The sequence below is a fragment of the Viridibacillus sp. d25.2 genome, assembly GCF_055456015.2.
Genome location: NZ_CM196652.1, coordinates 99,367 through 124,995, shown reverse-complemented (window position 1 = coordinate 124,995; position 25,629 = coordinate 99,367). Strand labels below are relative to the sequence as shown.

The 25,629-nt window shown below is 35.1% G+C and carries 22 protein-coding genes; 12 read left to right on the top strand and 10 right to left on the bottom strand.

Going from position 1 to position 25,629, the window contains the following annotated elements:
• Positions 1 to 27 precede the first annotated feature (27 nt).
• Positions 28 to 918 carry a LysR family transcriptional regulator gene (locus ACZLO7_RS00665; RefSeq protein ID WP_464940892.1) on the bottom strand — a complete coding sequence of 297 codons (891 nt, stop codon included), beginning with the start codon at positions 916 to 918 and terminating at the stop codon, positions 28 to 30.
• A gap of 113 nt (positions 919 to 1,031) precedes the next feature.
• Between ACZLO7_RS00665 and ACZLO7_RS00660 the strand changes: the two genes are divergently transcribed.
• On the top strand, positions 1,032 to 2,033 hold the full coding sequence (locus ACZLO7_RS00660; RefSeq protein ID WP_464940893.1) for a YeiH family protein: 1,002 nt from the start codon (positions 1,032 to 1,034) through the stop codon (positions 2,031 to 2,033).
• Between the two features lie 458 nt (positions 2,034 to 2,491).
• On the opposite strand, the gene ACZLO7_RS00655 is transcribed toward ACZLO7_RS00660, so the two are convergent.
• From ACZLO7_RS00655 to ACZLO7_RS00640, 4 genes are read right to left on the bottom strand one after another with little or no spacing between them, the layout of a single operon-like run.
• On the bottom strand, positions 2,492 to 3,499 hold the full coding sequence (locus tag ACZLO7_RS00655; protein WP_464940894.1) for a FecCD family ABC transporter permease: 1,008 nt from the start codon (positions 3,497 to 3,499) through the stop codon (positions 2,492 to 2,494).
• The gene (locus ACZLO7_RS00650) at positions 3,496 to 4,506 is read right to left on the bottom strand and encodes a FecCD family ABC transporter permease (protein WP_464940895.1); all 1,011 of its coding nucleotides are present in this window, start codon (positions 4,504 to 4,506) and stop codon (positions 3,496 to 3,498) included. Before ACZLO7_RS00650 ends, ACZLO7_RS00655 begins: the two co-directional genes overlap by 4 nt.
• Positions 4,507 to 4,542: 36 nt before the next feature.
• The gene (locus ACZLO7_RS00645) at positions 4,543 to 5,466 is read right to left on the bottom strand and encodes an iron-hydroxamate ABC transporter substrate-binding protein (RefSeq protein WP_464940896.1); all 924 of its coding nucleotides are present in this window, start codon (positions 5,464 to 5,466) and stop codon (positions 4,543 to 4,545) included.
• Positions 5,463 to 6,260, bottom strand: coding sequence for an ABC transporter ATP-binding protein (locus ACZLO7_RS00640; RefSeq protein WP_464940897.1), 798 nt, complete (start codon positions 6,258 to 6,260; stop codon positions 5,463 to 5,465). The genes ACZLO7_RS00645 and ACZLO7_RS00640 overlap by 4 nt, the downstream gene beginning before the upstream one ends.
• A gap of 179 nt (positions 6,261 to 6,439) precedes the next feature.
• Between ACZLO7_RS00640 and ACZLO7_RS00635 the strand changes: the two genes are divergently transcribed.
• Both ACZLO7_RS00635 and ACZLO7_RS00630 read left to right on the top strand, forming a co-directional pair.
• Entirely contained in the window at positions 6,440 to 7,492 is a 1,053-nt protein-coding gene (locus ACZLO7_RS00635) for an NAD(P)/FAD-dependent oxidoreductase (RefSeq protein ID WP_464940898.1), read from the top strand.
• Positions 7,493 to 7,799: 307 nt separating this feature from the next.
• Complete coding sequence (locus ACZLO7_RS00630) at positions 7,800 to 7,976, top strand: hypothetical protein (protein WP_464940899.1); 177 nt, start codon at positions 7,800 to 7,802, stop codon at positions 7,974 to 7,976.
• 392 nt (positions 7,977 to 8,368) lie between these two features.
• Here ACZLO7_RS00630 and ACZLO7_RS00625 read toward each other — a convergent pair whose 3' ends face one another.
• Together ACZLO7_RS00625 and ACZLO7_RS00620 are read right to left on the bottom strand one after the other, a co-directional pair.
• A complete protein-coding gene (locus ACZLO7_RS00625) occupies positions 8,369 to 9,265 on the bottom strand; it encodes an ABC transporter ATP-binding protein (RefSeq protein ID WP_464940900.1) in 897 nt (298 codons plus the stop codon).
• A complete protein-coding gene (locus ACZLO7_RS00620) occupies positions 9,265 to 9,942 on the bottom strand; it encodes an ABC transporter permease (protein WP_464940901.1) in 678 nt (225 codons plus the stop codon). Before ACZLO7_RS00620 ends, ACZLO7_RS00625 begins: the two co-directional genes overlap by 1 nt.
• 1,164 nt (positions 9,943 to 11,106) lie before the next feature.
• Between ACZLO7_RS00620 and ACZLO7_RS00615 the strand changes: the two genes are divergently transcribed.
• The 5 genes from ACZLO7_RS00615 to ACZLO7_RS00595 all read left to right on the top strand — a co-directional run bounded on the left by ACZLO7_RS00615 (position 11,107) and on the right by ACZLO7_RS00595 (position 16,783).
• Positions 11,107 to 12,375 (top strand): ATP-binding protein, encoded by a 1,269-nt coding sequence (locus ACZLO7_RS00615; RefSeq protein WP_464940902.1) that lies wholly within the window; start codon positions 11,107 to 11,109, stop codon positions 12,373 to 12,375.
• Between the two features lie 2 nt (positions 12,376 to 12,377).
• Positions 12,378 to 13,274: a response regulator gene (locus ACZLO7_RS00610; RefSeq protein WP_464940906.1), complete on the top strand. Its 897-nt coding sequence runs from the start codon at positions 12,378 to 12,380 to the stop codon at positions 13,272 to 13,274.
• A 153-nt stretch (positions 13,275 to 13,427) separates the two neighbouring features.
• Positions 13,428 to 14,705: a cation:dicarboxylate symporter family transporter gene (locus ACZLO7_RS00605; RefSeq protein ID WP_464940903.1), complete on the top strand. Its 1,278-nt coding sequence runs from the start codon at positions 13,428 to 13,430 to the stop codon at positions 14,703 to 14,705.
• A 267-nt stretch (positions 14,706 to 14,972) separates the two neighbouring features.
• Positions 14,973 to 15,890, top strand: coding sequence for a peptidylprolyl isomerase (locus ACZLO7_RS00600; protein WP_464940904.1), 918 nt, complete (start codon positions 14,973 to 14,975; stop codon positions 15,888 to 15,890).
• Positions 15,891 to 16,177: 287 nt separating this feature from the next.
• Positions 16,178 to 16,783, top strand: a complete 606-nt coding sequence (locus tag ACZLO7_RS00595) for a class I SAM-dependent methyltransferase (RefSeq protein ID WP_464940905.1) — start codon at positions 16,178 to 16,180, stop codon at positions 16,781 to 16,783.
• Positions 16,784 to 16,980: 197 nt separating this feature from the next.
• On the opposite strand, the gene ACZLO7_RS00590 is transcribed toward ACZLO7_RS00595, so the two are convergent.
• Both ACZLO7_RS00590 and ACZLO7_RS00585 read right to left on the bottom strand, forming a co-directional pair.
• Positions 16,981 to 18,125, bottom strand: a protein-coding gene (locus tag ACZLO7_RS00590; protein ID WP_511261377.1) for an IS3 family transposase whose coding sequence is annotated in 2 segments (ribosomal slippage) — positions 16,981 to 17,852 and positions 17,852 to 18,125 — 1,146 coding nt in all. Because the reading frame shifts where the segments join, the coding sequence is not laid out codon by codon here.
• A 112-nt stretch (positions 18,126 to 18,237) separates the two neighbouring features.
• Positions 18,238 to 19,656 carry a cryptochrome/photolyase family protein gene (locus ACZLO7_RS00585; RefSeq protein ID WP_464939438.1) on the bottom strand — a complete coding sequence of 473 codons (1,419 nt, stop codon included), beginning with the start codon at positions 19,654 to 19,656 and terminating at the stop codon, positions 18,238 to 18,240.
• Positions 19,657 to 19,707: 51 nt separating this feature from the next.
• On the opposite strand from ACZLO7_RS00585, the gene ACZLO7_RS00580 reads away from it, so the two are divergent.
• Positions 19,708 to 20,157, top strand: coding sequence for a hypothetical protein (locus ACZLO7_RS00580; protein WP_464939437.1), 450 nt, complete (start codon positions 19,708 to 19,710; stop codon positions 20,155 to 20,157).
• A gap of 5 nt (positions 20,158 to 20,162) precedes the next feature.
• Here ACZLO7_RS00580 and ACZLO7_RS00575 read toward each other — a convergent pair whose 3' ends face one another.
• Positions 20,163 to 20,783 carry a TetR/AcrR family transcriptional regulator gene (locus ACZLO7_RS00575; RefSeq protein WP_464939436.1) on the bottom strand — a complete coding sequence of 207 codons (621 nt, stop codon included), beginning with the start codon at positions 20,781 to 20,783 and terminating at the stop codon, positions 20,163 to 20,165.
• 118 nt (positions 20,784 to 20,901) lie between these two features.
• On the opposite strand from ACZLO7_RS00575, the gene ACZLO7_RS00570 reads away from it, so the two are divergent.
• From ACZLO7_RS00570 to ACZLO7_RS00560, 3 genes are all read left to right on the top strand, one after another.
• Complete coding sequence (locus ACZLO7_RS00570; RefSeq protein ID WP_464939434.1) at positions 20,902 to 23,121, top strand: MMPL family transporter; 2,220 nt, start codon at positions 20,902 to 20,904, stop codon at positions 23,119 to 23,121.
• A 326-nt stretch (positions 23,122 to 23,447) separates the two neighbouring features.
• On the top strand, positions 23,448 to 24,659 hold the full coding sequence (locus ACZLO7_RS00565; protein WP_464939433.1) for an ABC transporter substrate-binding protein: 1,212 nt from the start codon (positions 23,448 to 23,450) through the stop codon (positions 24,657 to 24,659).
• A gap of 85 nt (positions 24,660 to 24,744) precedes the next feature.
• Positions 24,745 to 25,620, top strand: a complete 876-nt coding sequence (locus ACZLO7_RS00560) for a branched-chain amino acid ABC transporter permease (protein WP_464939432.1) — start codon at positions 24,745 to 24,747, stop codon at positions 25,618 to 25,620.
• The last annotated feature ends 9 nt before the right edge of the window (positions 25,621 to 25,629 follow it).

The following is a 25,629-nucleotide window of genomic DNA, read 5'->3' as shown; positions in this document are numbered from 1 at the left end:
CATTCTATTGGTGTAAGAAGCGGCTTTTTAGATGGGCCACTTATTTTTTATTTCTTTTATGAACATGGAGGTAATCTTTTTATTTCCCATAATGGGTGAGTATACATAGGAAAAATTTCTTTTAAAAATATGGTCTTCTAGTGGGATTACAGCGAGTGTTTTTCTTTTTAATTCGTGTTCAATAACATTCTTTGATAGTAGTGTAAGCCCATCAGTTCCTTGCAACATAAATTCTTTTAATCCTTGATTGCTGCTAATAGATATTAGCGATTTAATATTAATACTATTAGATTCTAGTACATGCAGTAAGTAATTACGTGTCCCTGAGCCTTCTTCTCGAGTTAGCCATATGTGATTATGTAAGTCTTGAAAGGTTATGCTTTCTTTTTTGACAAGTACATGAGACGGAGATGCGACTAACAATAACTCGTCTTCCATAAAGGGTTCTACTATTAACTCTTTATTGGTTGTTTGCCCCTCGATTAAGCCGATATCTACCTTCAGCGAATGAACGGCTTCGACAATTTCATCGGTATTACCGATTATTACTTCTAGGTCGAGTTCAGGATGTTGTTGCTGTAAGGTAACGAGTAATGAAGGTAGTACGTATTCGCCTATGGTAAAGCTTGCACCAATAAGAAGTTTCCCTGATATTTCATTTTGGAGGGTTAGAATATCCGATTTTGTTTGATCATAAATGGCCAACATTTGTTTAGCGCGTTCGTGAAGAATTTCACCGGAGGGGGTAATTTTTAGCGATTTAGGTGAGCGTAAAAATAATTGCGTATTAAATTCGGTTTCTAAATTTTTTATGTGTAAACTGACACTGGGCTGAGAAATATGGAGGTATTCAGCTGTTTTCGTGAAATTTTTAATATCTGCTAAAGCAACAAATGTCTTCAAAGCATCGTAATACATTAAATTCCTCCTTAATTAGAAATACTAATAGTATTAATTATTTATATGTATTTTACTGATTATTATTTCTCCAGTAAAGTTTAGGTACAAACAAAAATAAATGGGGTAAAAAAATGAGGAAAGTAATAAGCATTCTACCTGGATTGATATTTTGCGTTGTTATTGCCCTTATTGGAATGGTATTTGGTCATTTTTTTCCAAGCTTAGGCAGTGGATTATTTGCTATTTTAATAGGCATTCTGGTCGGTAATTTAAAGTTTGGGTTTAAAACAATATTAAGGCCAGGAATAAAGTTTTCTGAGAGTAAACTACTATACTATTCAATTATCTTATTGGGTGCAACGTTAACGTTTAATTCTTTATTTGCTATTGGCATAACAGGCATATCGTATATTCTTATTCAAATGGCTGGAACAATTGCTTTTGTCTTATGGTTAGGAAAAAAATTGAGTTTTGATGAAGATTTCCGATTATTGATGGCGAGCGGTAATGCTGTTTGCGGGTCTTCTGCAATTGCTTCAACTGCGCCAGCTATCCATGCAAAAACGTCAGATATGGCTGTATCCATAACAATTGTAAATTTATTAGGTACGGTTATGATGGTTCTTTTACCTGTTATCACAAGTACAGTTTTTCATAATAACGTTCTGCCTTCTTCAGCTCTAATCGGTGGTACATTGCAATCCGTAGGGCAAGTTGTTGCCAGTGGAAGCATTGTGGGTGAGGCTGTGAAAAATCAGGCAGAAATTTTTAAAATTAGCAGAATCATTTTCTTAGCAGTAGTTGTATTTGTTCTAAAACGTATAAAAATAGCAAATCAAGAAGTACGAGAAGCTACTAAAGAAAAATTCAATATTGGATCGATTGTCCCTTGGTATGTTGCAGGATTCCTATTATTGTGCGTAATCAATAGCGTTTTTTTATTTCCAACATCAGTTACACATCCGATAAAAGTTTTTGGAAACTACTTGGAGATCATTGCACTTGCGGGTATTGGTATGAGTGTTAATGTAAAAGATTTAGCACAGCATGGATGGAAATTATCCGGTTATGCAGGTGGAATTGGGCTATTCCAAATTATTTTAGCTCTAATCCTAATATTTATTTTGCTTTGATATCCAAAAAGGATAAACTAGGTTTTCCGAAGCTTACCACTCACTTTCCGCGGGCGAGCGCCGAGCCGCTTCGTCGCTACGCTCCTGCAGGGTCTCTCCTGTCTCGCTAATCCCGCAGGAGTCGAGCGGACGCTTCTCCAAACCAATAAAGTAATCGCTTCTGTTTTCTATATATATGGGATAAACCAGGTTTTCCGAAGCTTACCACTCGCTTTCCGCGGGCGAGTGCCGAGCCGCTTCGTCGCTACGCTCCTGTCTCGCTATTTCCGCAGGAGCGTAGCGCACGCTTCTCCAAACCAAAAAAGTGCTCCCTTCTACTTTTCTATTTACTCATTCATTTTAATAATTGAAAGTAAGAATAATCTTATCTATTTTTAAAATAAAAAAGACCGCAGACAAACTCGAATTTCTTCGAGTTTATCTACAGTCTGACCTCTCATTAAATGAGAGGTTCTTGTCTATTTTCTAAATAACAAGTAAATGAAGTACGGTGCACCAATTAGAGATACGATAATACCTGCTGGAATGCTACTGAAGCTTATAATATTACGTCCTATAGTATCCGCAAGTAATAACAGCCAACCGCCAGTTAAAATAGCTACTGGTATGAACAATTGATTTCTCGGTCCTACTAATGCTTTCGCAATGTGGGGCGACAAAAGTCCAATGAAGGCAATACCACCCGTCACTGAAACTGCAGAAGCAGCTAAAGCTACAGCAGTTAAAAGTAAAATAATTCTTTCCTTCTCTAGCGAAATGCCCACTCCTATAGCAACAGGTTCACTCAAGTTTAATAAGTTTAGCTTATTCGCCTTAAATAGTGTGAAAGGGATTAATATAGCTAGCCAAGGCAAAATTGCCCAGACAAAAGGCCAGTCAGTTCCCCAAATATTACCCGCAAGCCATTTGGCGATAAAATCAACTTTCGTGCGCTCCGCTGATGAAATGAGGACGATCATTACACCAGAAAGCGCCATGGAAAAGCCTATCCCAACTAATACTAAACGTACAGGTTGTAGACCCTCTTTCTTACTATAAGAAAAAGCATATATCAAAATAGCTGTTAGTAAAGCACCTAAAAAAGCGATTGCTGGTAGGGCATAAACGAATGTTCCAACATCAACAGGGAAAAATAAAAAGAAAATAGCTACGCCAACTCCAGCGCCAGCATTAATCCCGATAATCCCTGGATCTGCTAAGTCATTGCGTGTAATACTTTGCAAAATAGAACCAGATAAGGCAAGCGCCATACCCGCCAAAACTGTTATAAGAATACGCGGTAATCGGATTGAAAAGAGCACAAACTCTTCTTTAAAAGTACCGTTACCAAGAAGTGTAGGAATGATGCGGTCGAATGTAACAGAAGATGCGCCCATGCCTAAACCTATAATAAATGTAGCTATTATTAAAGCACATAGTACAAATATGATTAATCTTTGTCTTCTAATCAAATAAGGTGCAATCATGAGAATACTTTGCCCCCTTTACGAACGATGATTAAGAAGAATGGTAGGCCTAGAATCGCAAAAATTGCTGCAATAGGTGTTTCATAAGGTGCGTTAATTGTTCGCCCCACTGTATCAGCTAAAAGCATAAAAGTAGCTCCAGTGATTGCAGACATTGGAATAACAAGGCGATAATCTGTACCGACAATGGCACGTACGATATGAGGTACCATTAAACCGATGAATGCCATATTCCCTACAAGTGCTACAGATGTTCCAACTAAAATGATAATGATAAAAAATAAAACCATCTTAACGCGCATTGTATTTTGACCTAAGCCAACAGCTACCTCTTCACTCAAACTTAGCAATGTAAGCTGTCTTGAGAGAAGCAGAGCTACAATTAGACCTACAATAATAATAGGTATAATTAGCTGTAGCTGACTCCATGCAGTACCGACAAGGCCCCCTGCTGTCCACATAGACACGTTTTTTGAAATTTTAAAGTATAAGGCTACCCCGTCAGCTATTGCATAAAGGAATGCAGAGACTGCAGTTCCGGCTAACACCATTCGCAGTGGAGAAAATCCACCTCTTTTTAACATGCCAATTCCAAATACTAAAATAGCTCCAATTGCGGCACCTATGAAACAAGCAATCATAATACCGAAATAGTTTATGGATGGTAGAAAAGCAAAAGTGATAGCTAGAGCAGCATTTGCGCCGGCAGTTAGTCCTAGCAATCCAGGATCTGCTAATGGATTTCGTGTCATGCCTTGCATAATAGCACCCGCAACAGAAAGGGCGGCACCAACAAAAATGGCGCCGACCTCTCTTGGTAAACGGATTTCTCGAATCATCGTAATGGTATCACTCGCTGAATCTGAAGTAATAGCTAACCATACTTCTCTTACAGAAGTATTTGCAGCACCGAATACCATAGCTACTGTAAATATACAGATCAGAACGATAATTCCTACTATGAATTTAATAACAAACGGTATGGATTGTTGTTTTTCTTTTGTCATAGTTAATCATCATTCCTATTTTAAAATTAGTGATGCTTATTTTCCTAAGAAATGGTCTTTGAAGAATTCTAATTGTAATTCTAGAGTTAGAGGATCATTGAAATAGAATTCTTTAGCATTTGCTTCATATACATGACCATTTTTAACAGCAGGAATGTTTTTATATGTTTTCGTTTTTTGGAATGAAGTATCACCATCTGAGAATTTACTTAAGATAACATAATCACCAGCATAATCAGGTAAGACTTCTTGAGATAAAGCATAGTAGCCGTCTTTTAAGACTGACTCTTCTACTTTTTTAGGCATTTTTAATTTCATTTCTTGATATAAAATTTCTGTTCCACGGCCCCAGTGATCGCCGTATACATATAGGTCTTTATTGAAATTTTCAATGACAGAAACTGTTGTATCTTCCCCGATTTTTGCACGGATTTCATCACCTGCAGTAGCAGCGCGTTCTTTAAAATCGTCAACCCATGCTTTTGCTTCTTTTTCTTTATTCAATAATTTACCAATTTCCAAGTGTTGTGTAAGGTAGTCTACTTTGCCATAAGTAAATGTTACTGTTGGAGCAATTTCTTTTAATTTATCAATGTTTTTAGCAGTTGAAAGACCAATGATTAAGTCTGGTTCAAGCTCAATAATTTTCTCTATATCTTCATCTGTTACTTCTTCAACGTCTTTTAAAGAATCAAAGCGAGGATTCATTTTCGCCCAAGAGTCAACACCTACAAGGGGTACATCAAGTGCCATTACGTTACCTGCAAAAGAACCCAATACTATTACTTTTTTGGGGTTGGCAGGCACTTCTACTGGACCATTTTCAGATTCATAAGTAATTGTCGTTGGTTCATTTTTTTTATCTGCTGAGGTATCCTCAGCTTTATCCTCGGTTTTATTGCCACAAGCGGCAATGATTAGAACGAATAATAATAAGAATGGTAAAAATAGTTTTTTCATTTGTTTGCTCCTTCTAATAAATCATATGTGACACACATAGGTTTGTTTGTTCTAGGGTCTATTCCGATATGGGCATCAATCGCGAATACTTTTTCGAGTACATCAGCTGTAATGACTTCCTCACAATTGCCAGCTTTCACGATTTCCCCATCTTTTAATGCAATAATATAATCAGCAAAACGTGCTGCCTGATTTAAATCATGTAATACCATGATGATTGTACGTTCTTGTTCTTTGTTTAACTTTTGTAAAAGGCTGAGAACTTCTAGTTGATGGGCCAAATCTAAATATGTTGTTGGCTCATCAAGAAAAATGATTTCTGTTTCTTGTGCAAGTGCCATTGCAATCCAAACACGTTGTCGCTGACCGCCCGATAATGCATCAACAGAGCGATATTTGAATTCAGTAGTTCCTGTTACATCAAGTGCCCATTCAATGACGTCATAATCCTCTTTTGTTAGTCGACCAAGCCCTTTTTGATAAGGGAAACGTCCATAGGATACGAGCTCTCCAACGGTTAACCCACTAACACTCTCTGGTGTTTGAGGGAGAATTGCCATTTTACTCGCTAAGTCCTTTGTGTTTTGCTTAGCAATATTTTCACCATCTAGCAGGACTGCACCTGATTGCTGAGAAATAATACGAGTCATTGTTTTCAAAAGCGTTGATTTACCACAACCATTTGCGCCGATGATCGTTGTGATTTTTTTATCAGGAATTGATATACTCAATTCTTTGACAATTAAACGGTCACCATAACCAATGCTTAAGTCATCTGTATATAGGCGAACCATGATATGACTAACCTCCGTTTACAAAATAAAATTAATAGTTTACAATTGAGAATGAATTTCAGTATCATTCCGCATGCTTAAATATAAAGCGAATGATATTGATTGTCAATTATTTTTTTAAAATGATAAAGATGCTGGAAAATATAAATAAATTAGTATGTAAATAGGGGTTATATAATATGGAAGAAATAGAGTTATTTGATGTCACTGTAATCGGTGGAGGACCAGCAGGGTTATATTCGACTTTTTATAGTGGATTACGTGAGATGAAAACGAAAATTATTGAGTTTCAACCTTATTTAGGCGGTAAATTACATGTCTATCCTGAGAAAATGATATGGGATGTAGGTGGCCATAAACCAATACCTGGAGGGCAACTAATTGAACAATTAGTGGAGCAAGGGTTAACATTCAATCCAACCGTTGTGTTAAATGAGAAAGTAGAATCTATTGTAAAAAATGACGTGAATATTTTTGAATTAACAACAGCTTCAGGAGCCAAACATTACTCTAAAACTTTAATCGTTGCGGTAGGTAGTGGTATTTTGAATCCAACCAAAATTCAGCTTGAAGGAGCTGAAAAATTTGAAGTATCAAACTTGAACTATACCGTAAAATCCATTCAACGTTTTAGAGATAAAACAGTGATCATTTCTGGCGGTGGTAATTCAGCAATTGATTGGGCAAATGAACTAGAACCAATTGCAAAAAAGGTGTATCTAACATACCGAAAAGATCAACTAAATGGACATGAATCACAAGTAAATCACTTATTAGAGAGTTCAGTAACCGCCTTTTTTAACACGTCCATTACAAAATTAATAGCTAGTGAAAACCGCGAAAAAATTGAGGAAATCGAATTAACAAATCATCAAAGTGGTGAAGTAGAATATTTAGAAATTGATGAAGTCATTATTAATCATGGCTATGATCAAGATACATCTTTACTTCATAATAGTGAAGTCGAAGTTGAAATAGCTGACAACTTTTATATAGAAAGTAATTCATGTGGTGAATCATCAGTACCAGGTCTATATGCGGCTGGTGATATTGTGAAATACGAAGGCAAAGTAAATTTAATCGCTGGTGCATTCCAAGATGCAGCAAATGCGGTAAATAAGGCAAAGAAATATATTGAGCCTGATGCAAATGGTGTTGGAATGGTTTCCTCACATAATGAGTTGTTTAAAAAGCGTAACCGAAAGTTAATTGCAAAAATGATGGAATGTTAGAGTATATTAGTAACATGATTAGTACTTGAACAAATCAATCAAATATCTATTGTAGTTAAATATTCCCTCCATAATTATAATTTGAAACCCGATTAAGCCATTTTAGAAAATGTCTGCTTAATCGGGCTTTTTTTATGGAATGGGGGAAGTTTTAGATTATTGGACTTAATAAGAGTATTATTGAAAATTAATGCTTTCCTTCATATATAAAGGTAAAGGACGAATATAATAGACAGCCAAAAGAAGCGCTGATACCTAAATGTAATAGAGATATAGTTAGTCAATTAAACGACACAGTAATACAGGGATGCAGGAATCTGATGGTAAGGTAACGGAAATGGATTATAATAAACCAATTAAAAAAGCTACATTTAATATGGATGTGGCGCTACATAAGGAATTGAAAATGGTTGCAGTAAGAGAAGGAAAGCCCGCGATTAAAATTGTGGAAAAGGTTATTCGTGAATATTTGGAAGAGATATAAAGCAACGTAAATAAATGGTGGTGGAGAATTTATAACTAATAGCGTTGATTAGTTGTGGTTCTAGCTTAAAGAGATTGGATATGCCCAATCTCTTTTATGTTTTTAAAAGTTCGCTATAATTAATCTATTTTCGCTTTAGCTGAAACTTACTTACATAATCATAAAAGTCACAGATCTTCACTTAAATTAGGGAGATATTGTTTAAAGTAATCATAATAATCATTTATTAGTGGTTTTTTTATTCTTTAAGGAATTTAAAAAACGGCTTACGACGTAATTAATACTAAATAGAATTAAGATAATGAAAATAGGACCAATCTTGTCATTCATTTTCCAAGCTAAAAATACATAACTAAATATTAGCGCAATGGTTAAGATAATAAATTTCCCTATTACTGTGTCACCTCATTTTGTAGAAAAATATCCTCTAATGTTTTTTCATATTGAATGACCTTATAAATATCGTAGCCAGCAAGAACCAGTTGGCGAATACAATTCCCGATTTCTTGCTCGCTGTGTGCGAAAATACGTGAATGTTGCTCATTTAATTGATAAGGTAATGTGATTGTAGGTAAGTCTTCCTCTTTAAGTGGACGATTTAATGTCACTTCAACCTGAATTTTGTTTTGTGATTGTTCGCGAAGCTCGTCCATGGTGCCAATGACGCTAATTTGTCCATCCTTTAAAATTGCAATACGATGACTGATTTTTTCAATTTCATTTAAATTATGAGATGTGATGAAGACTGTGGTGCCTTTATTTGCAACCTTTTCTACAAGTTCACGCATATAAATAGCCGATTCAGGGTCGAGTCCAGATGTTGGCTCATCTAAAATGATAAATGCAGGATCTCCGATTAATGCTTGTGCAACTCCTAACTTCTTTTTCATACCGAATGAAAAGTTTTTCACTTTCTTTTTCTTATCTTTTAAAAGTCCAACTAATGCAAGTTTTTCCTCAATGTCCTTTTGTTTAAGGGTAAGTTTTTGTATTTTTGCAAAGAATTTTAAATGCTGAACTGGGTTCCATTCACTATAAAAATTATCAACATCCGAAAAAACGCCTATTTTATGTTTGATATTATGCAAGGGTTTACCAAAGATTCGAAAATCGCCACTTGTTTGATGTATAACGCCTGTTAAAATATTTATCAGTGTACTCTTTCCTGCGCCATTTCGCCCAAGAAATCCAAATATTTCTCCCTGTTCAATAGAGAAAGAAACGCCCTTTAAGACATTTGTGTTTTCAAATGATTTTTTTAAATTTTCTACGACTAGCACGTTACTCATTAATAATCACCTCGTTTAAAATACCAAATACTAACGGAAACAAATCCTAAACCAATTAAAAGTGGAATGAGAATAAGTCCATTTTCTTTTAGCTGATATTGGAAGGGAAGGAATAGCTGAAATGGTTTTAACCACGCTTTTTCAGAGAACATGCTCCAAAGTCCTATAAAAGGTGTGATAAAGCCAACAGCTAGTCCAAGAATCATTGACATACTCGTTGTTTTTGCCACTGTAGAAATGAATAAGCAAAGCCCAATCGCAAAGACAAGGAAGCTATACAGTTGTATAAATGGAAGCCAAAGAATGCTCTTCGCAAAAAATGACACAATTACGAGCGAAATACCAAGAGAAAACATCCAAAAGGCTGCAACGCCTAAAAATTTACCAACAATAATATTTGTGCGTGAAGTTTTCGTAATAAGGAAACGAATTGTTTGTGTCGATGTTTCACGGCTTATCGCATCATGGGAGAGCATAAGGACGAATAAAAAACCAAATAATAAGACAAGGAGTCTGGTGGCAGATGTATAATCATTTGTTCCTGAATCGAAACTCGCTAGGTTTTTTGAAACGAATGAGCTCATAAAATATGATGTGAGAACGAACAGTGCAATAATAAATAAGGATTTAAAGCTTTTCGTCATCTCCGTGAATTCTTTTGTAGCAATAGCAAGCATAATTTCGCCTTCTTTCTTAGATAGTATAAAGTAATAAGATATCTTATTTATTTTGAAAGAATTTACGTGCAGCCTTAAAGGTTAGCGTTGAAATCGTAAAGAAAATGATGAAAATACTAATATGTAATAGTAACGGTAACATTTCTCCTTTAGGGTGTATGGTTGTGTTAAATACGAATATAGTAGCAAAGTAATCTAACAGGATAGCAATTAAAAATAATGTACTTATGTGAAAAAGTGTAGAAATTTTTTTGTATACCAATAAAAGAAAACAGTTAAGGAAATGAAAAAATAAATGGTACCTGCCCAATAAACAGCTAGATAGAGAATAATTGTAGGGGTAAATAAGCAAATACTAATAATCCATACATCATTTTTAGAAAGTTTAATGTTATTTATATAAATAAAGCTGGAGTTATAACTACTAAGAATTGAATAGGTAAATTACCTAATGTACTATTTACACCCATTAAAAAACCACCCTTTCTCATTTAGTATAGAGAAGTAATAGGAGGTTTTAAATACCAATTATATAATTTTATTACAAAAAGTTATTATAACCTCATTCAAGTTCCTGTTGTAATTCTTTTGGGAACTGTACCTCGTGGAAAAAACTGCACATATTTGAACACTACCGTAATGCCCTAAGCTTAAACGTACGGAAGGATGAATGTACAAAAAGGCTAAAAATCAACCAGGTAAGTTGGGCGAAGAAACAAAAAAATCTTACGGACTATAGGATAAAGGTTTTATCATTGCTTACGTACACAACCATCTAAGACCAATCTATCTACATAAGTAAAGCTCGTATCAAGAGTTAAGTAACTAGAACGAAGAAATTTAGTCTTTAACTCTTTTAAATTAACCATCATAGTGAACTTGAAATTTTTTCTGATAACCTCGCTGAAAATAGGGGAAGTGTATTTAGAAAAAAACATTTAATTAACCATTTTTCAACAAACAATTCAGGTCGTATTTAAACATAAATAAAATATTCTGCACGTTTAACTATAGGATTGTTCTAATGAACATAAGCAAACATTTAAGTAAATGTTTTTCCTTGTAAATAGAACAATGGTAAAATGGCGTAGTGGTTGCGTTTTCATGGGAAATAGAGATTTATTACAGATCCATGTTATCGTCTATTTATATAGGAGAGTTCTAATGAACAATTTAAGTACTAAATGGAGAAAGTTTGAACTAATATGGATAATTCTAATTGCTATTTTGACAGCAATTAGTAGTGAGATAAAAGTGACACCTTTTAATGGAGAGAATTTTCGATTTGGTCTAGGAAGTATAATGTTTTTTTTACTTATATTAGTTCGTCCACCAGTCGCGGTTATAAGAACTGGGATTATAACGGGATTGACCGTTGTTACTTTCAGAATTATGAGCGATATAGCGTTTAATATGGGTTATTTTACGGAAAGCTTACTGCAAAATGCGCCTGCTTTTATTTACTATTTTATTTTTGCTTGCGGTTTTCGAATAATAAACGTTGAGAAGTATAAAGAAAAATCATCGCGCTTAGGTATATACGCAACGTTTCTTGAAATAATAGGTAATAGCACAGAGCATATTATACGATATTGTTTAATACCTGAAACAAATATTGGTATATATGATTTAGGATTATTAAGTGCTGTTGCATTATTGAGAAGCTTTTTTGTTATAGGTTTATATAGTTCTGTCGTTATTTCAGAACAACATAAACGATTAGAAGAAAAGTTAACAGTCGATTCAGGTTTATATGTGGAGACATTATATTTACAAAAATCAATGAATCATATAGAGAAAATTACAGCGTCAAGCTATGATCTTTATCGTAAATTAAAGGACATTGAACAAAGAGAGTTAAGTGTAAAGGCTTTGCATATTGCCCAGGAAATTCATGAAGTAAAGAAGGATGCACAACGTATATTCTCAGGTTTATCGAATATTACGCTTCAAAAAACGAATGATGTTTATTTTTTATCGAATCTAATTGATTTCGTTACAACGGCTAATACGAAATATAGTGAGCTATTAGGTAAAAAAATTGTATTTCATGTGGAATCATCCGCAGATTTTGAAACAAATCAACAAATTCCCTTATTAGCAATGCTTAATAACCTCGTAGCAAACGCTGTTGAAGCAATTGATGATGATGGTGAAATTTCAATTGAGGTATCTGATATAGAGGCGAAGACATGCTTTAAAGTAAGAGATTCAGGAAAAGGTGTATCTAAAGAGGATTTAGATATTATTTTCGAGCCAGGTTTTACGACGAAATACAATAAGCAAGGTGTTGCAGCAACTGGAATTGGATTATCTCACGTACGAGAAATTGTACAAATGCTTGAAGGTTATATTTCTGTTGAAAATCTTGAGGATGGCTTGATTTTTCAAATCGAAATACCAACGAAGAATATTCGAAAGGGAGTTGAATAATCCTGCGCTATTTTATAATAGATGATGATGCAGCTAGCCGCCGAATGCTGAAGCAAATAATTATTGAAGGTGATTTGGGGGTAGTAATTGGTGAGGCTGATAGTGGGGAAAGTGGATTGCCGCTTGTTCTATCAAGTCATCCTGATCTTGTGCTTATCGATTTATTAATGCCAGATTTAGATGGTATTGAAACAATTGAACAATTGAAGAAACAAGGATTTAGAGGGCATTTTGTGATGATTTCACAAGTCGTTAATAAGGAAATGGTTGGACAAGCATATGAAAAGGACATAGAGTTTTTTATCCATAAACCAGTCAATCGAGTGGAAGTGCAAAATGTTTTAAAGAAAACAGCAGAACGCTTTTTATTAAAGCGATCACTTCTAACGATTCGTGAATCATTAATAAATTTCGAAGAGACCACAAAAGAAGAGACACATCGGACTATTAAGGATGTCGTGTTATCAATTTTAAATGATATGGGTATTGTAGGAGAAGTAGGAAGTGACGACATTCTTTCAATTATGGAGTTGTTAATCAATCGTAGTGAGTCTTCAATGCAATTGCCTGCTTTAAAAGACTTATATGAAGAAATTGCATCCGAGACGAAGACGAATGGTGTAGAGATTATGAAGGAAAGTAAGGCGATTGAGCAGCGCATCCGTAGAACGATATTAGCCGCGATGAATAATTTAGCGACATTAGGTGTTGTAGATTATACAAATCCTGAGTTTGAATATTACGCACCACGCTATTTTGAGTTCTCAGAAATACGAACTTGTATGCGTTCAATTCAAGAGGACTCTAAAATGGCTAGGAAGCTAAAAGTGAACGTTAAGAAATTCTTACAAGTGCTGTATGTAGAGTCTTTAGAGAAATATCAACACCCACCAAAATAGTAAAAGTAGAAACTAAATAACGATATAAATTTTTATTTCAAAATTTTTTTAATTAAATCTTGTCGGATTTTGTCGGATTTGATAAGTCGTTATTAAAATGTGAATAAGGCTTTTTCTGTAAAAAGTAAAACAGAACAAAGGGGTGACTTATTGATGAAGAAAAAATTTAAAATAAGTTTAGCTGTTCAAATATTGATTGGACTTGTTTTAGGTATTACAGTAGGTGCAATTTTCTTCGGTAATCCTAAGGTTGAAGCTTATTTACAACCAATTGGAACAATCTTTTTGAATATGATCAAAATGATTGTTGTACCGATTATTGTTTCCACATTAATTTTAGGTGTCGCTGGAACAGGTGACATGAAACAACTTGGTAAATTAGGTGCGAAAACGCTTATTTATTTCGAAGTTGTAACAACGATCGCAATTGTTGTCGGTTTATTGATTGCAAATATTTTCAAACCTGGTGTTGGTGTGGATATGAGTGCTATCACTAAAGGTGATATTTCTCAGTATCTACATACAACTGAAGAAGTTCAGAGTCATGGTTTCGCAGATACAATCGTTAATATTGTTCCTACGAATATCATTGATGCTATGGCTACTACCAACATGTTGGCGGTAATCTTCTTCTCTGTATTATTTGGACTTGGTATAGCTTCTATTGGTGAAAGAGGGAAACCGGTTCTTGCTTTCTTCCAGGGAACAGCAGATGCTATGTTCTGGGTAACGAACACGGTTATGAAATTTGCTCCATTTGGTGTATTCGCATTAATTGGGATAACCGTTTCGAAATTTGGTCTAGAATCATTAATACCTTTAGGGAAATTGGCCATTTTAGTTTATGCTTCCATGATATTCTTTATTGTCGTGGTCTTAGGTTCGATTGCAAAACTGGTAGGGATCAATATTTTCCGTTTAATTAGAGTGTTAAAAGACGAGTTGATCTTAGCTTACTCTACTTCAAGCTCTGAAACTGTATTACCAAAAGTAATGCAAAAAATGGAGAAATTCGGTAGCCCGAAGGATGTTGTATCTTTTGTAATACCAACTGGATATTCATTTAACTTAGATGGTTCTACGTTATACCAAGCGATTGCTGCGATTTTCATCGCGCAAATGTATGGTGTTAATTTAACTATTATGGACCAAATTACATTAGTACTTGTATTAATGGTTACTTCTAAAGGTATTGCTGGCGTACCAGGTGTATCGTTTGTTGTATTATTAGCAACTCTTGGTACTGTAGGAATTCCGCCAGAAGGTTTAGCATTTATTGCTGGTATCGACCGTATTCTTGATATGGCTCGTACAGTTGTAAATGTAGTTGGTAACTCTTTAGCTACAGTTGTAATGAGTAGATGGGAAGGTCGTTTCGATTACGAAAAAGCGGCTAACTACTTTGACACACCAGAAGATTCAGTACGATAAATAGCTGAGTGAAATAATTATTTTCTTTCACTGCTATTACAAGTAGGACAAACTCTTACTAAAATAATGAACTCCACTAACTACGATGTTAGTGGAGTTTTTTTGTATTAAATGTCTATTCAATTACGGATTTGTTTATGACATCTAGTTGACGTATTGGAATGATGATTATTTTCTTTTAAAAATATAGATCCCGACATTTAGCTGACACATTTGTTCTGTAAAGTAGGTTTTGTAAAGAACGGAACTTAAGGAAGGATGAGATAAATGACAAACGAAATGGCAGGAGATAAGAAGGAGATTGGTAAACGCTTCATACTCGTCATTGGAACACCATTAATTTTACTAATTGCGTTAATTACCTATTATGTGACAGTACCAAGTGAAAATGAGTATATTGCTAAAATTAATGGAAAGAAAATAACCCAATCAGAGTTAAATAGAAAACCTGTCTCCCTATATGAAACAGACGTACTTAGTACACTGATTACAAGTAAAGTCATTGAACTAGAAGCTACAAAGCAAAAGGTTACAGTTTCAGATAAAGAGATTCAAGCAGAGTTAGATGACTTACAAAACTCTTATGGTGGAAAAGAGGCATTTGAAGCAGCGCTAGAATTTAACGCTATGACAGTGCAGAGTGCAAAAGACAACATCAAAACGTATTTAACAACTATAAAATTGATAGAACCAACAATTGATATCACTGAAAAAGAGCTAAAAACATATTTTAAAGAAAATAAAGATACTTTCTCTCAAGAAGAACAAGTACAAGCCAGTCATATTTTGGTTGAAGATGAGGATATAGCAAAAGAAGTGGCGAAAAAAATTAAAAATGGCAATGATTTTGCAGAGCTTGCTAGTAAGTATTCAACTGACACTGCAAGTGCTTCAGACGGAGGAAACTTAGATTATTTTGGCAAAGGTGTAATGGATGAGAACTTTGAAAAAGTAGCGTTTTCTATGAAAATAGATGAAATAAGTGATCCTATCAAAACGGATTATGGCTACCACATCATTAAAGTTACAGCGAAAAAAGCTGGGAAAGAAGCAACATTTGAAAACTCGAAAGATGATGTGAAAACAGCATTAAGGAATGAAAAAATAAATGTAAATTATTCAACATGGTTGTCTTCTTTATATGAGGATTATGATATCGAAAATACATTAGCTAGTAACAAATAAGAGATAAAGTCGTAGCCATTGGAGCTTAGATTCCTAGACTATAATCTTTTGTAGAGTGCTTTAGCTAAGGAACGAGCGCCTTTTTTAACATAAATATCTTATCCATTACGGCACCACTACCAGTTATGAAGAGGACTTCGCTAGCTAAATGAGCCATTTTATTTACCATTTCTTTGCCGTTAAATTATTATTAAATAATTATTATTAAATTGTGAGGCTATTATATGAGATAATCAAAAGTTTTAATCTTAAGATATTTAAAATTAAAAAAGTAGGTGCCTACAATTATGAATGAACTACAATTTGATCAACTTTTACATATTCAAACGACAGGAGATCAGTATGGCTATCCAACACTGACGCATTACCACCGTTATGAACCTACGCCATATGCCGCGTTAGAACAACTTTTTGAAAAATATAGTCTTGAAAGTACGGATTGTGTGGTGGATATGGGCTGTGGTAAGGGGCGTGTACCTTTTTATGTGCATCACCGCTTTCATATAAAGGTTATTGGGGTTGAAATGAATTCGACTTTTTACGAAAATGCTTTAACGAATAAAACGCAATATATGAAGAAAAACAGTGTGAAAAATAATGCTATAGATTTTCAATGTGTGTTAGCACAAGATTATTTAATTCAGCATAAGGATAATGTGTTTTTCTTTTTTAATCCATTCTCTGTCCAAATCTTCCGTAAAGTAGTGGACAATATTTTACGCTCTGTAGAAGAGGAACCCCGTCAAATTCATCTAATTTTATACTATCCTTCACTAGAGTATTTGCATTTTTTGGAATATGAGACCAACTTTGAATTAGATAAGGAAATATTCCTTAAAGAAGTTTCTACGCACAATATTAATGAAAGGATTTTACTATTTCGTTATGAATAAAATGTTGTAAATAAAATGATGCCAATCAAAGGGGCGTGATTTAGCATTGGAGCTTTTCAGCGTATTAAGTGAGGAAGAGGTCCAACAATATTTGACCATCCAACAAAAATTGCTGAGATCTGTTACAAAAGCAGAGGTATAAGAAAAAGCTTAGTTCTCGGCACTGAGTATCATTTTTGAGACAATAAGAAAACACCTTATTTTGCAGCCAGTTGACGATATTGTACCGGCGACTGGCTGTTTAATTTCGTTTTAATCCGGATATTGTTATAATAATAAATGTATTCTTCGACCATATTTATTACGCGCGCATTTGTCGTGCGGTAAATTTCGTCGAGGTAGAACGTTTCAGACTTTAGCGAGGAGTGAAACGTTTCGATTGGGGAATTATCAACGGGCGTGCCTTTACAAGACATGCTCATGGTAATTCCCTTTTCTTTGATTGTTTTTTGATATACATAAGATGTATATACAGATCCTTGATCACTATGCAGAATGCAGCCCTCTGGTAAATTAGGTAATTGATTGAGCGTATCTAAAACAAAGGCTGTATCTTGCTTAGACCCAATAGTTTGTGCAATAATCTCGCCATTAAACAGATCTAATATACTTGAAAGATACATCATGGTTTGTCCAAAAGGCAAGTAGGTAATATCTGTTACGAGCTTCTCTAATGGTTTTGTTGCACTAAAATTGCGGGCTAATAAATTGGGAGCGATGTAAGCTGGTTGGCCCGTACGTTTACGTTTCTTTACTTTTACACGGCACTGCCAGTTATATTTTTGCATCACACGTTGCACTGTTTTCTCACTAATACCTGTTAATGATTTTGTGATTTTTCGATAACCGTATCTAAATTTGTGTAGCTTGCACAAGTTACCAATTTGTTGGTCTCGAAGCTCCTTTGGTGTTTGCGTATGAACTTTTGCTTTCCAACGATAGTAAGACGAACGGGCAACTCCTAAATGAAGACAGATTTCACCAATTGACATTCTTCCTTTTAACTCCTCCACTAATTGAACTACGACTCTTGAGACCACTTCCTCTCCAACTCTGCGTACTTTTTTAATACTTCAATCTGTTGTTTTAGATAACGATTTTCAGCTTGTAACTTTGCGGTTTCACTTCCATATTCAGGGCCTTTACCGAAGGTATATTGTTTACCCACTGGCTGTTCAATCCGATGTAATTCACCATTTCGATACCATTTCAACCATGTTTTTAATTGACTGTGATTACGAATATTCAACTCTTCTAATACTTGCTTTACAGGAATCCCAGCTAACCTCATCTCAATTGCCTTCATTTTAATTTCTACTGGATAACTGACTCTTGTCCCCATAGAAAAAACACCTCCACGTTGGTTTTTAAAGGTAGGATACCCATTTTTTCAACGAAAGGTGTTTTTATTTGTCTCATATTTTTAGGTCAGTGCCCTCGGACATCTTTGAGGACTAAGCTTTTTTTATTATCTCATAAGCTTGCAATGCACGATTTCTCGCAAAATTATGTTCAACAATAGGATAAGGATAGTCTACTCCTAACACTACATGGGAGAACTCTAATACATTCTGAGGGGCTTCCCATGGTTGATGAATATATTTTTGGGGTACATGTTGCAATTCAGGTATCCACTGACGAACGTAATCTCCAGCTGGATCAAAACGTCGGCCTTGTGCGACGGGGTTAAAGATCCGGAAATAAGGAGCAGAGTCAATGCCACAGCCAGTTGTCCATTGCCATCCCATGGCATTATTGGCTACATCAAAGTCAATTAGTGTTTGCGCAAACCACTTAGAACCTTCTGTCCATGGAATAAGTAAGTGTTTGACCAAGAATGAAGCAACTACCATACGAACCCGATTATGCATGTAGCCAGTTGTTCGTAATTCTCGCATGCCAGCATCCACAAGTGGATAACCAGTTTGGCCAATTACCCATTTATTAAAATCGGTCGATGCACTGATCCAAGGAAAATCATTAAAGGCTTCGCGTAATGGTCTTTTAGGTATAGTAGGAAAGTGGATTAGCTGATCATATGCAAAATCACGCCATACCAGTTGTCTTAAAAATGCTTCAGCAGATGGACCTTCTAGTTCTTGCGATTGGATAGAATGCCAAATCGATTTTACGCTAATATTTCCCCATACTAAATAAGGGGATAGGAGTGAAGTTGCTTGTTTACTAGGGAAATCTTTATAGTGTTCATATTTATCAAGCTCATTTTCTAAAAACTGAGTCCAACTATTAATAGCTGATTGCTCCCCAATTTTCCAGTGTTGTTCTAACTTACTTTCTAAGTTGTTAGGTGATAATAACTGAAGATCATCTATGTTTAATGATGCAGGTAATGTAGAGATAACAGAAGTCATTTTTGGTATAGCATATGGAGTTGGTACATCCTCTTGCATAGTTCTCTTCCAATAAGAAGTGAATACTTTATATGGAGACATGTTTTTATTTAAAATGTTACATTGTTGATACAGTAGATTACCATGAAATGATTGCACTTCAACTCCTAATTTTGAAAGATGTACTTCAATTTCAAATACAGATTGCACCATGAATGGTTCATAGCACATGTTATAAAAAACTGCGTCAGCAGCAGTATCTTTTACAAGCTGAAGTAACTCTTTTTGTATAATGCCTTTACGGATAATAAGAGGTATACCTTTTGTTGCTAAATCTTGTTTTAGTGATATTAATGATTGATGAAGCGACCATTTTGCAGCAGCACTATCTTTATATTCAAATTCTTCTTCAGATGGCCAAATGAAAACAGGTATAATATGCCCCTGATGAGCGGCTTCAAAAAGTGCGGCATGATCGTGAATTCTTAAATCTTTTCTGAACCAAACGATGATTTTTTTCATACCAGTACCTCCAATTATAGTTCAGCAAACAATTAGGAAAGGGTGTTAGTAGTGAGAAAAACAGCTTTCGTTATACCAAGTATTACTGCAGGTACTATCTCGGGTCTTTTCCTCGGCTTCTTATTTAAGTATGTTGAAAGTCATTTCGGTATAAAAGTGTACACTCTGTTGTTAAATATTGATTATATTCCGATATTGGGACAACATCATTACCCAGAGATTGTGGAATTTCTACTGCATCTAATTATTGGAGTCGGTTTATCAGCTTTTTTCGTATACATAATTTACATGAAAAAATGTTTTAAAAGACATAAATCAACTGTAGTGATTTCAGTATCAATTCTAATATCTATAGTTTATTTTCCAACAACAGCACTATCTAATAGAACGCCGGCCTTTACCTCCATTAATGCATTGGTTGTGTGGATTGTTGGTCATCTTTTGTTTGGTATAGTATTAGCTAGTCTTTACTTTTTAATGTTCAAAAATAAAAAGATTTAGGTGTTTTATTGAACACCTAAACCTCTAAGGTAAAAATCAACAATTTGCGTTGTCGCTTCATCAATGGAAGGAAATATGGAGTTCGATTTCGCATCGCGATAATTGCCTACGTTTAATAAGGACATAAAGGAATGCGTTGCAAATTTCGGTTCGAATTGTGGAATTTCACCCGTGTTCATAGCATCTATTAATACTTTTTCTACAGCCTCATACATCTGTTCCTCAGATTCTTTCATCATTTGCAATTGTTGTTCGGATAAATGCGATTTTGCATCGCGCATAAAGCTACCCATATCCACATCAATTGTTGCGGATAGTTGAATTTTAACAAGCTGATATAATCTTGTTTTTAAAGGCGCATCTGTTGCTAAAATTTGCGAAATACGCGAAGCGATCCGCTGCATCATATGTACCATAGCATCAGTAAATAAATCTGCTTTCGTAGAGTAATAATAGTAGACAGATGCTTTTGTAATATCACACTCTTTTGCTACATCATCCATTGAAACAATTTTGTAGCCGTGTTGAATAAATAATTTTGTTGCTGTATCTAAAATAATCATTTTTGTTGGTTTTGTCGTTTGATTTTGACGAGGTCTCCCAAGGCTACGTGATTTCTGCCTCACTTGAACTCCTCCTACTTGGTTATTTTACATATATTATAGCATATTAGATGAAATAACTTGAAAAATTAACTGACCAGTATATATAATAAAAATAAATGTGTTAGGAAGGTGGTAGAACGTGAAAAAACATCCATTAGAAGTATGGGGTGAATTAGTTGGGGGAAAGAAGTCACGTTGGATTTCACTTACAACGTGGGTATTGCTCGTAACAGTTTTATCATTTATATGGCCACAAGTAAACAGTATTGACAATGATTCAGCTGAAAATGTCCCAGTCGACGCAATGTCTCAACAGGCTGCTAAATTAATCGATCAGGAGTTTTCCGATGGCTCGGGGAATCCATTATTAGTTGTATGGCATCGTGAAGGGAAATTATCGACTGAGGATTATTCAGCTATTCAAAATGTATACAAGAAATTAGCTGACAATACATTAAATCAACAAACAGTATTACCTCCATTAGGTAAATTACCACCGCAATCTTTAGCTGCAAGTGCATCTGAAAACGGTACAACAATTGTAACGCCTATTTTCTTTGATAAAGCTGCAAATACAGATGAACTTAAAAAAAGCACAGATGAATTTAAAAAAATTGTTAAAGAAGAATTAGGAAAAGACCCTTTCGCTGCAAAATTAGGTAGTGAAGAGATGCAGCTACGTCTATCAGGACCAGTTGGGATTCAAATTGATGCAGTTAGTTTGTTCTCTTCAGCAGATATTAAACTAATGATTGCAACAGTATTGCTTGTTTTAGTGCTTCTTATTTTGTTATACAGATCACCGCTACTAGCAATTATTCCTCTTATTATTGTTGGATTTGCTTATGGGATTATTAGTCCTTCATTAGGTTTCTTTGCAGAACAAGGTTGGATTAGTAAGGATGCCCAGGCAGTATCAATTATGACAGTACTACTCTTCGGGGCAGGAACAGACTATTGTTTATTTTTAATATCAAAATACCGTGAAATATTACTAGAGGAAGCAGATAAGTACAAGGCGATGAAGCTTGCTATCAGAGATTCAGGTGGCGCCATTGCTATGAGTGCTTTAACAGTTGTTATTGGTCTAGGTACCCTTGGACTTGCACATTATGGTTCGTTCCAAAGATTTGCAGTACCGTTTAGTTTTGCAATATTAGTTATGGGGATTGCAGCACTAACGATTTTACCAGCATTGCTTGTTCTATTTGGACGTGTTGTATTTTATCCTTTTGTTCCACGTACTATCGATATGGAGAAAGCTAGAGCTAATAAAAAAAATAAACCTTATAAAGAACCGAAGCCACAGCATAAATTTAGTCGTAAAGTGGGGCATCTTGTGACGCATAAGCCGTGGTTTGTTATTACGGCAACGGTAATTTTACTTGGATGCTTAGCGGCTTTTGTGCCACGAGTACACTTTACTTTCGATATTCTTTCTTCATTCCCAGAAGAGATGGAATCACGAGAAGGATTTAAGCTTATCTCTGATAATTTTTCCCCTGGAGAGCTTGCTCCTGTAAAGGTAATTGTTGATACAAATGGAGCGACTGTAGATTTACAAAATAATCTATCTAAATTAGATTATATAGACAGTGTAAAAAAAGCTCGTCAAGGAAGTAGTAATAAAGATATTCAGTTGTATGAATTAACACTTTCTGATAATCCATATTCTGCTGAATCATTAGAGCATATTCCCGATTTGAAGAAGAAAGTTAATACATTATTAAAAGAGGCTGGTATAGAGAATGCCACAAACAGTTTCTGGATTGGTGGCGAAACAGCAATACAATACGATACAAAAGAAACTATTGCTCGAGATGAATCAGTTATCATGCCTACAATGATTGCTATTATAGCGATACTATTATTAGTGTACTTGCGGTCAATTACAGCAACCGTCTATTTATTAGGTACTGTGGTTCTTTCATTTTTAGGTGCATTGGGTGCGGGATGGCTAGTGTTGCATTATGGTTTTGGAGCAGAGGCAATTCAAGGATCTATTCCTCTGTATTCTTTCGTATTTTTAGTAGCATTAGGTGAAGATTATAATATTTTCATGGTGTCAGAGATATGGAAGAAACGACGGACTCATAGCCATAAGGATGCAGTGGCAGACGGCGTTGTGCATACGAGTAGTGTTATTACGTCCGCAGGGCTTATTTTAGCTGGAACCTTTGCTGTATTAGCAACATTGCCAATTCAAGTGCTTGTACAATTTGGTGTTGTGACTGCGATTGGGATTTTGTTAGATACTTTTATCGTTCGTCCACTATTAGTACCAGCATTAACTACAGTTTCTGGTCGCTTTGCATTTTGGCCGGGGAGATTATCAAAAAAGGAATATAGCAAAATTTAAAAAGAAATCTCGAGGAATTTTAATTATATTTCTCGAGATTTCTTTATGATTATAAAATGACATAAATATACTGTTTAAAAAGGATAATAGTATATAAATAGCATAAAATAATAATACCAACATAATATATAAGAATATTTTAAATTAACTAAAAATTACTATAGACGTAATTGACAGAATGTTTTAATATATTGAATGTAATTAGAACCCGTTAAAGACCGATAATCTATTAAATATTATTTTATTGTATTGCGTATAGTAATCTAATTGTTTATAATTATCAGAAATATCTAAAAATATAGTTTTATAATTAAAGGGGGATTCATATGATATCAAAAAACAAACTAAAAAGATTTGCTTCTGTATTTTTAGCTTCTTCATTGATCATTGGAGCTTTAGCAGGTTGTGGTGCCAAAGACGGTACGACTAGTGGTGGTAGCGGCAGTGGTGGTAAAGACAGTGATGTCATTAAAGTTGGTATGAACTTAGAGCTATCAGGTGGTGTAGCGTCTTACGGCTCAGGAGTTGCTGCAGGGGCAGAGTTAGCAATTGATGAGATTAACGAAGCAGGCGGTATTGATGGTAAACAAATTGAAAAAGTTAAAATTGATAACAAATCAGATGCAGCTGAAGCAACAGCAGCAGCAATTAAATTAGCAACCCAAGAAAAGGTTGTAGCACAAATTGGTTCGGCAACATCGGGTAATACATTAGCTGCCGTTCAAATTGCAAATAAAAATAAAATGCCAATAATTGGACCGTCTGCTACATCTACGACTGTAACAGTAAATGAGGATGGTTCTGTCAATGATTATGCGTTCCGTACGTGCTTCATTGACCCATTCCAAGGGAAAATTGCAGCAAATTTTGCAACAAAAACTTTAAAACTTAAGGATGTAGCAATTTATGCGGATAGTTCTAGTGATTATGCAAAAGGCTTAGCTAAATCATTTAAAGAAACAGTTGAAGCTAATGGCGGTAAAGTAGTGGCTGAAGAAGCATATATCGCAAAAGATACAGATTTTAAATCTATATTGACTCGTTTAAAAGCCAAAAAACCAGAATTCATTTATATTCCTGGTTACTATGAAGAAGTTGGCTTGATTGTAAAACAAGCTCGTGAAGCAGGTATTGATGTACCTCTTATGGGTGGCGATGGTTGGGATTCACCAAAAATGGTTGAGTTAGCTGGTAAAGATGCATTAAATAACACATTCTTTACAAACCATTATTCTTCTGAAGATCCAGATGAAAAGATCCAAAAGTTCGTAAATGCATTTAAAGCCGCAAATAAAGATAAAGCACCAGATGCGTTTAACGCTCTTGGTTATGACACGGTTTATTGGTTAAAAGATGCCATAGAACGTGCAGGATCTACAGATGGTGAAGCAGTTCAAAAAGCTTTAGCAGCAACAAAAGATTTGCCATTAGTAACAGGTACATTCTCAGTTGATGAAAATCATCATCCAGTGAAAACAGCAACAGTCCTTCAATTTAAAGACGGTAAACAAGTGTTCAACTCTAAAGTTAATCCTTAATGATTTTCTAATAGAAAGGGGAGGCACAGACCTCCCTTTTCGCGTTTTAACTTACCCGGTAAGGGTTTAAAAGGAGTGAGATTTTATGGAATGGGTGCAACAACTAGTAAACGGTATTTCACTCGGTAGTATTTATGCTCTAATCGCATTAGGTTATACGATGGTTTACGGTATTATCAAGCTAATTAACTTTGCACACGGTGATGTATTTATGATCGGTGCATTTATTGGATTTTATGCAATATCAGGATGGGGCTTAGGATTCTTTCCAGCATTACTTTTAGCTATGGTTGTCTGTGCGATTTTTGGAGTGCTTATTGAACGTATTGCATATAAAAGGCTTCGTAATGCTACGAGAATAGCTGCATTAATCACAGCAATCGGTGTGTCATTATTAATTGAGTATAGTGTGATTTACTTCCGTGGAGCCCAACCCGAAGCGTATCCAGATGTCTTATCAAAAGGTACGTTCAACTTATTTGGCGCACAAATTAGTATTCAATCAATTATGATTTTGTCAGTCTCAATAGCTTTAATGCTTATTCTCCAATTTATTGTACATAAAACGAAAATTGGTAAGGCGATGCGTGCAGTATCACATGATGTAGAGGCAGCCCGTTTAATGGGTATCAATGTTGATAATACAATCTCTGCTACCTTTGCTATTGGTTCTGCATTAGCTGGAGCAGCAGGTGTAATTTTCGGAGTATATTATACAAAAATTGACCCGTTAATGGGTGTTATTCCAGGAGTTAAAGCTTTCGTAGCTGCAGTACTTGGTGGAATTGGTATTATCCCTGGTGCAATGGCTGGTGGCATGGTACTTGGCATTGTAGAGTCAATTGTTAGTGCATTAGGTTTCTCTTTATGGAGAGATGCTGCGGCATTTGTCATATTGATCTTAATATTAATCTTTAGACCATCGGGTATCTTTGGTAAAAACACCCGTGAGAAAGTGTAGGTGAGTGGT

Bases quoted from the DNA above. Each gene is read 5' to 3' on its own strand.
- ACZLO7_RS00665 (WP_464940892.1), bottom strand. From the start codon at position 918: ATGTATTACGATGCTTTGAAGACATTTGTTGCTTTAGCAGATATTAAA.
- ACZLO7_RS00660 (WP_464940893.1), top strand. From the start codon at position 1,032: ATGAGGAAAGTAATAAGCATTCTACCTGGATTGATATTTTGCGTTGTT.
- ACZLO7_RS00655 (WP_464940894.1), bottom strand. From the start codon at position 3,499: ATGATTGCACCTTATTTGATTAGAAGACAAAGATTAATCATATTTGTA.
- ACZLO7_RS00650 (WP_464940895.1), bottom strand. From the start codon at position 4,506: ATGACAAAAGAAAAACAACAATCCATACCGTTTGTTATTAAATTCATA.
- ACZLO7_RS00645 (WP_464940896.1), bottom strand. From the start codon at position 5,466: ATGAAAAAACTATTTTTACCATTCTTATTATTATTCGTTCTAATCATT.
- ACZLO7_RS00640 (WP_464940897.1), bottom strand. From the start codon at position 6,260: ATGGTTCGCCTATATACAGATGACTTAAGCATTGGTTATGGTGACCGT.
- ACZLO7_RS00635 (WP_464940898.1), top strand. From the start codon at position 6,440: ATGGAAGAAATAGAGTTATTTGATGTCACTGTAATCGGTGGAGGACCA.
- ACZLO7_RS00630 (WP_464940899.1), top strand. From the start codon at position 7,800: ATGCAGGAATCTGATGGTAAGGTAACGGAAATGGATTATAATAAACCA.
- ACZLO7_RS00625 (WP_464940900.1), bottom strand. From the start codon at position 9,265: ATGAGTAACGTGCTAGTCGTAGAAAATTTAAAAAAATCATTTGAAAAC.
- ACZLO7_RS00620 (WP_464940901.1), bottom strand. From the start codon at position 9,942: ATGCTTGCTATTGCTACAAAAGAATTCACGGAGATGACGAAAAGCTTT.
- ACZLO7_RS00615 (WP_464940902.1), top strand. From the start codon at position 11,107: ATGAACAATTTAAGTACTAAATGGAGAAAGTTTGAACTAATATGGATA.
- ACZLO7_RS00605 (WP_464940903.1), top strand. From the start codon at position 13,428: ATGAAGAAAAAATTTAAAATAAGTTTAGCTGTTCAAATATTGATTGGA.
- ACZLO7_RS00600 (WP_464940904.1), top strand. From the start codon at position 14,973: ATGACAAACGAAATGGCAGGAGATAAGAAGGAGATTGGTAAACGCTTC.
- ACZLO7_RS00595 (WP_464940905.1), top strand. From the start codon at position 16,178: ATGAATGAACTACAATTTGATCAACTTTTACATATTCAAACGACAGGA.
- ACZLO7_RS00585 (WP_464939438.1), bottom strand. From the start codon at position 19,656: ATGAAAAAAATCATCGTTTGGTTCAGAAAAGATTTAAGAATTCACGAT.
- ACZLO7_RS00565 (WP_464939433.1), top strand. From the start codon at position 23,448: ATGATATCAAAAAACAAACTAAAAAGATTTGCTTCTGTATTTTTAGCT.
- ACZLO7_RS00560 (WP_464939432.1), top strand. From the start codon at position 24,745: ATGGAATGGGTGCAACAACTAGTAAACGGTATTTCACTCGGTAGTATT.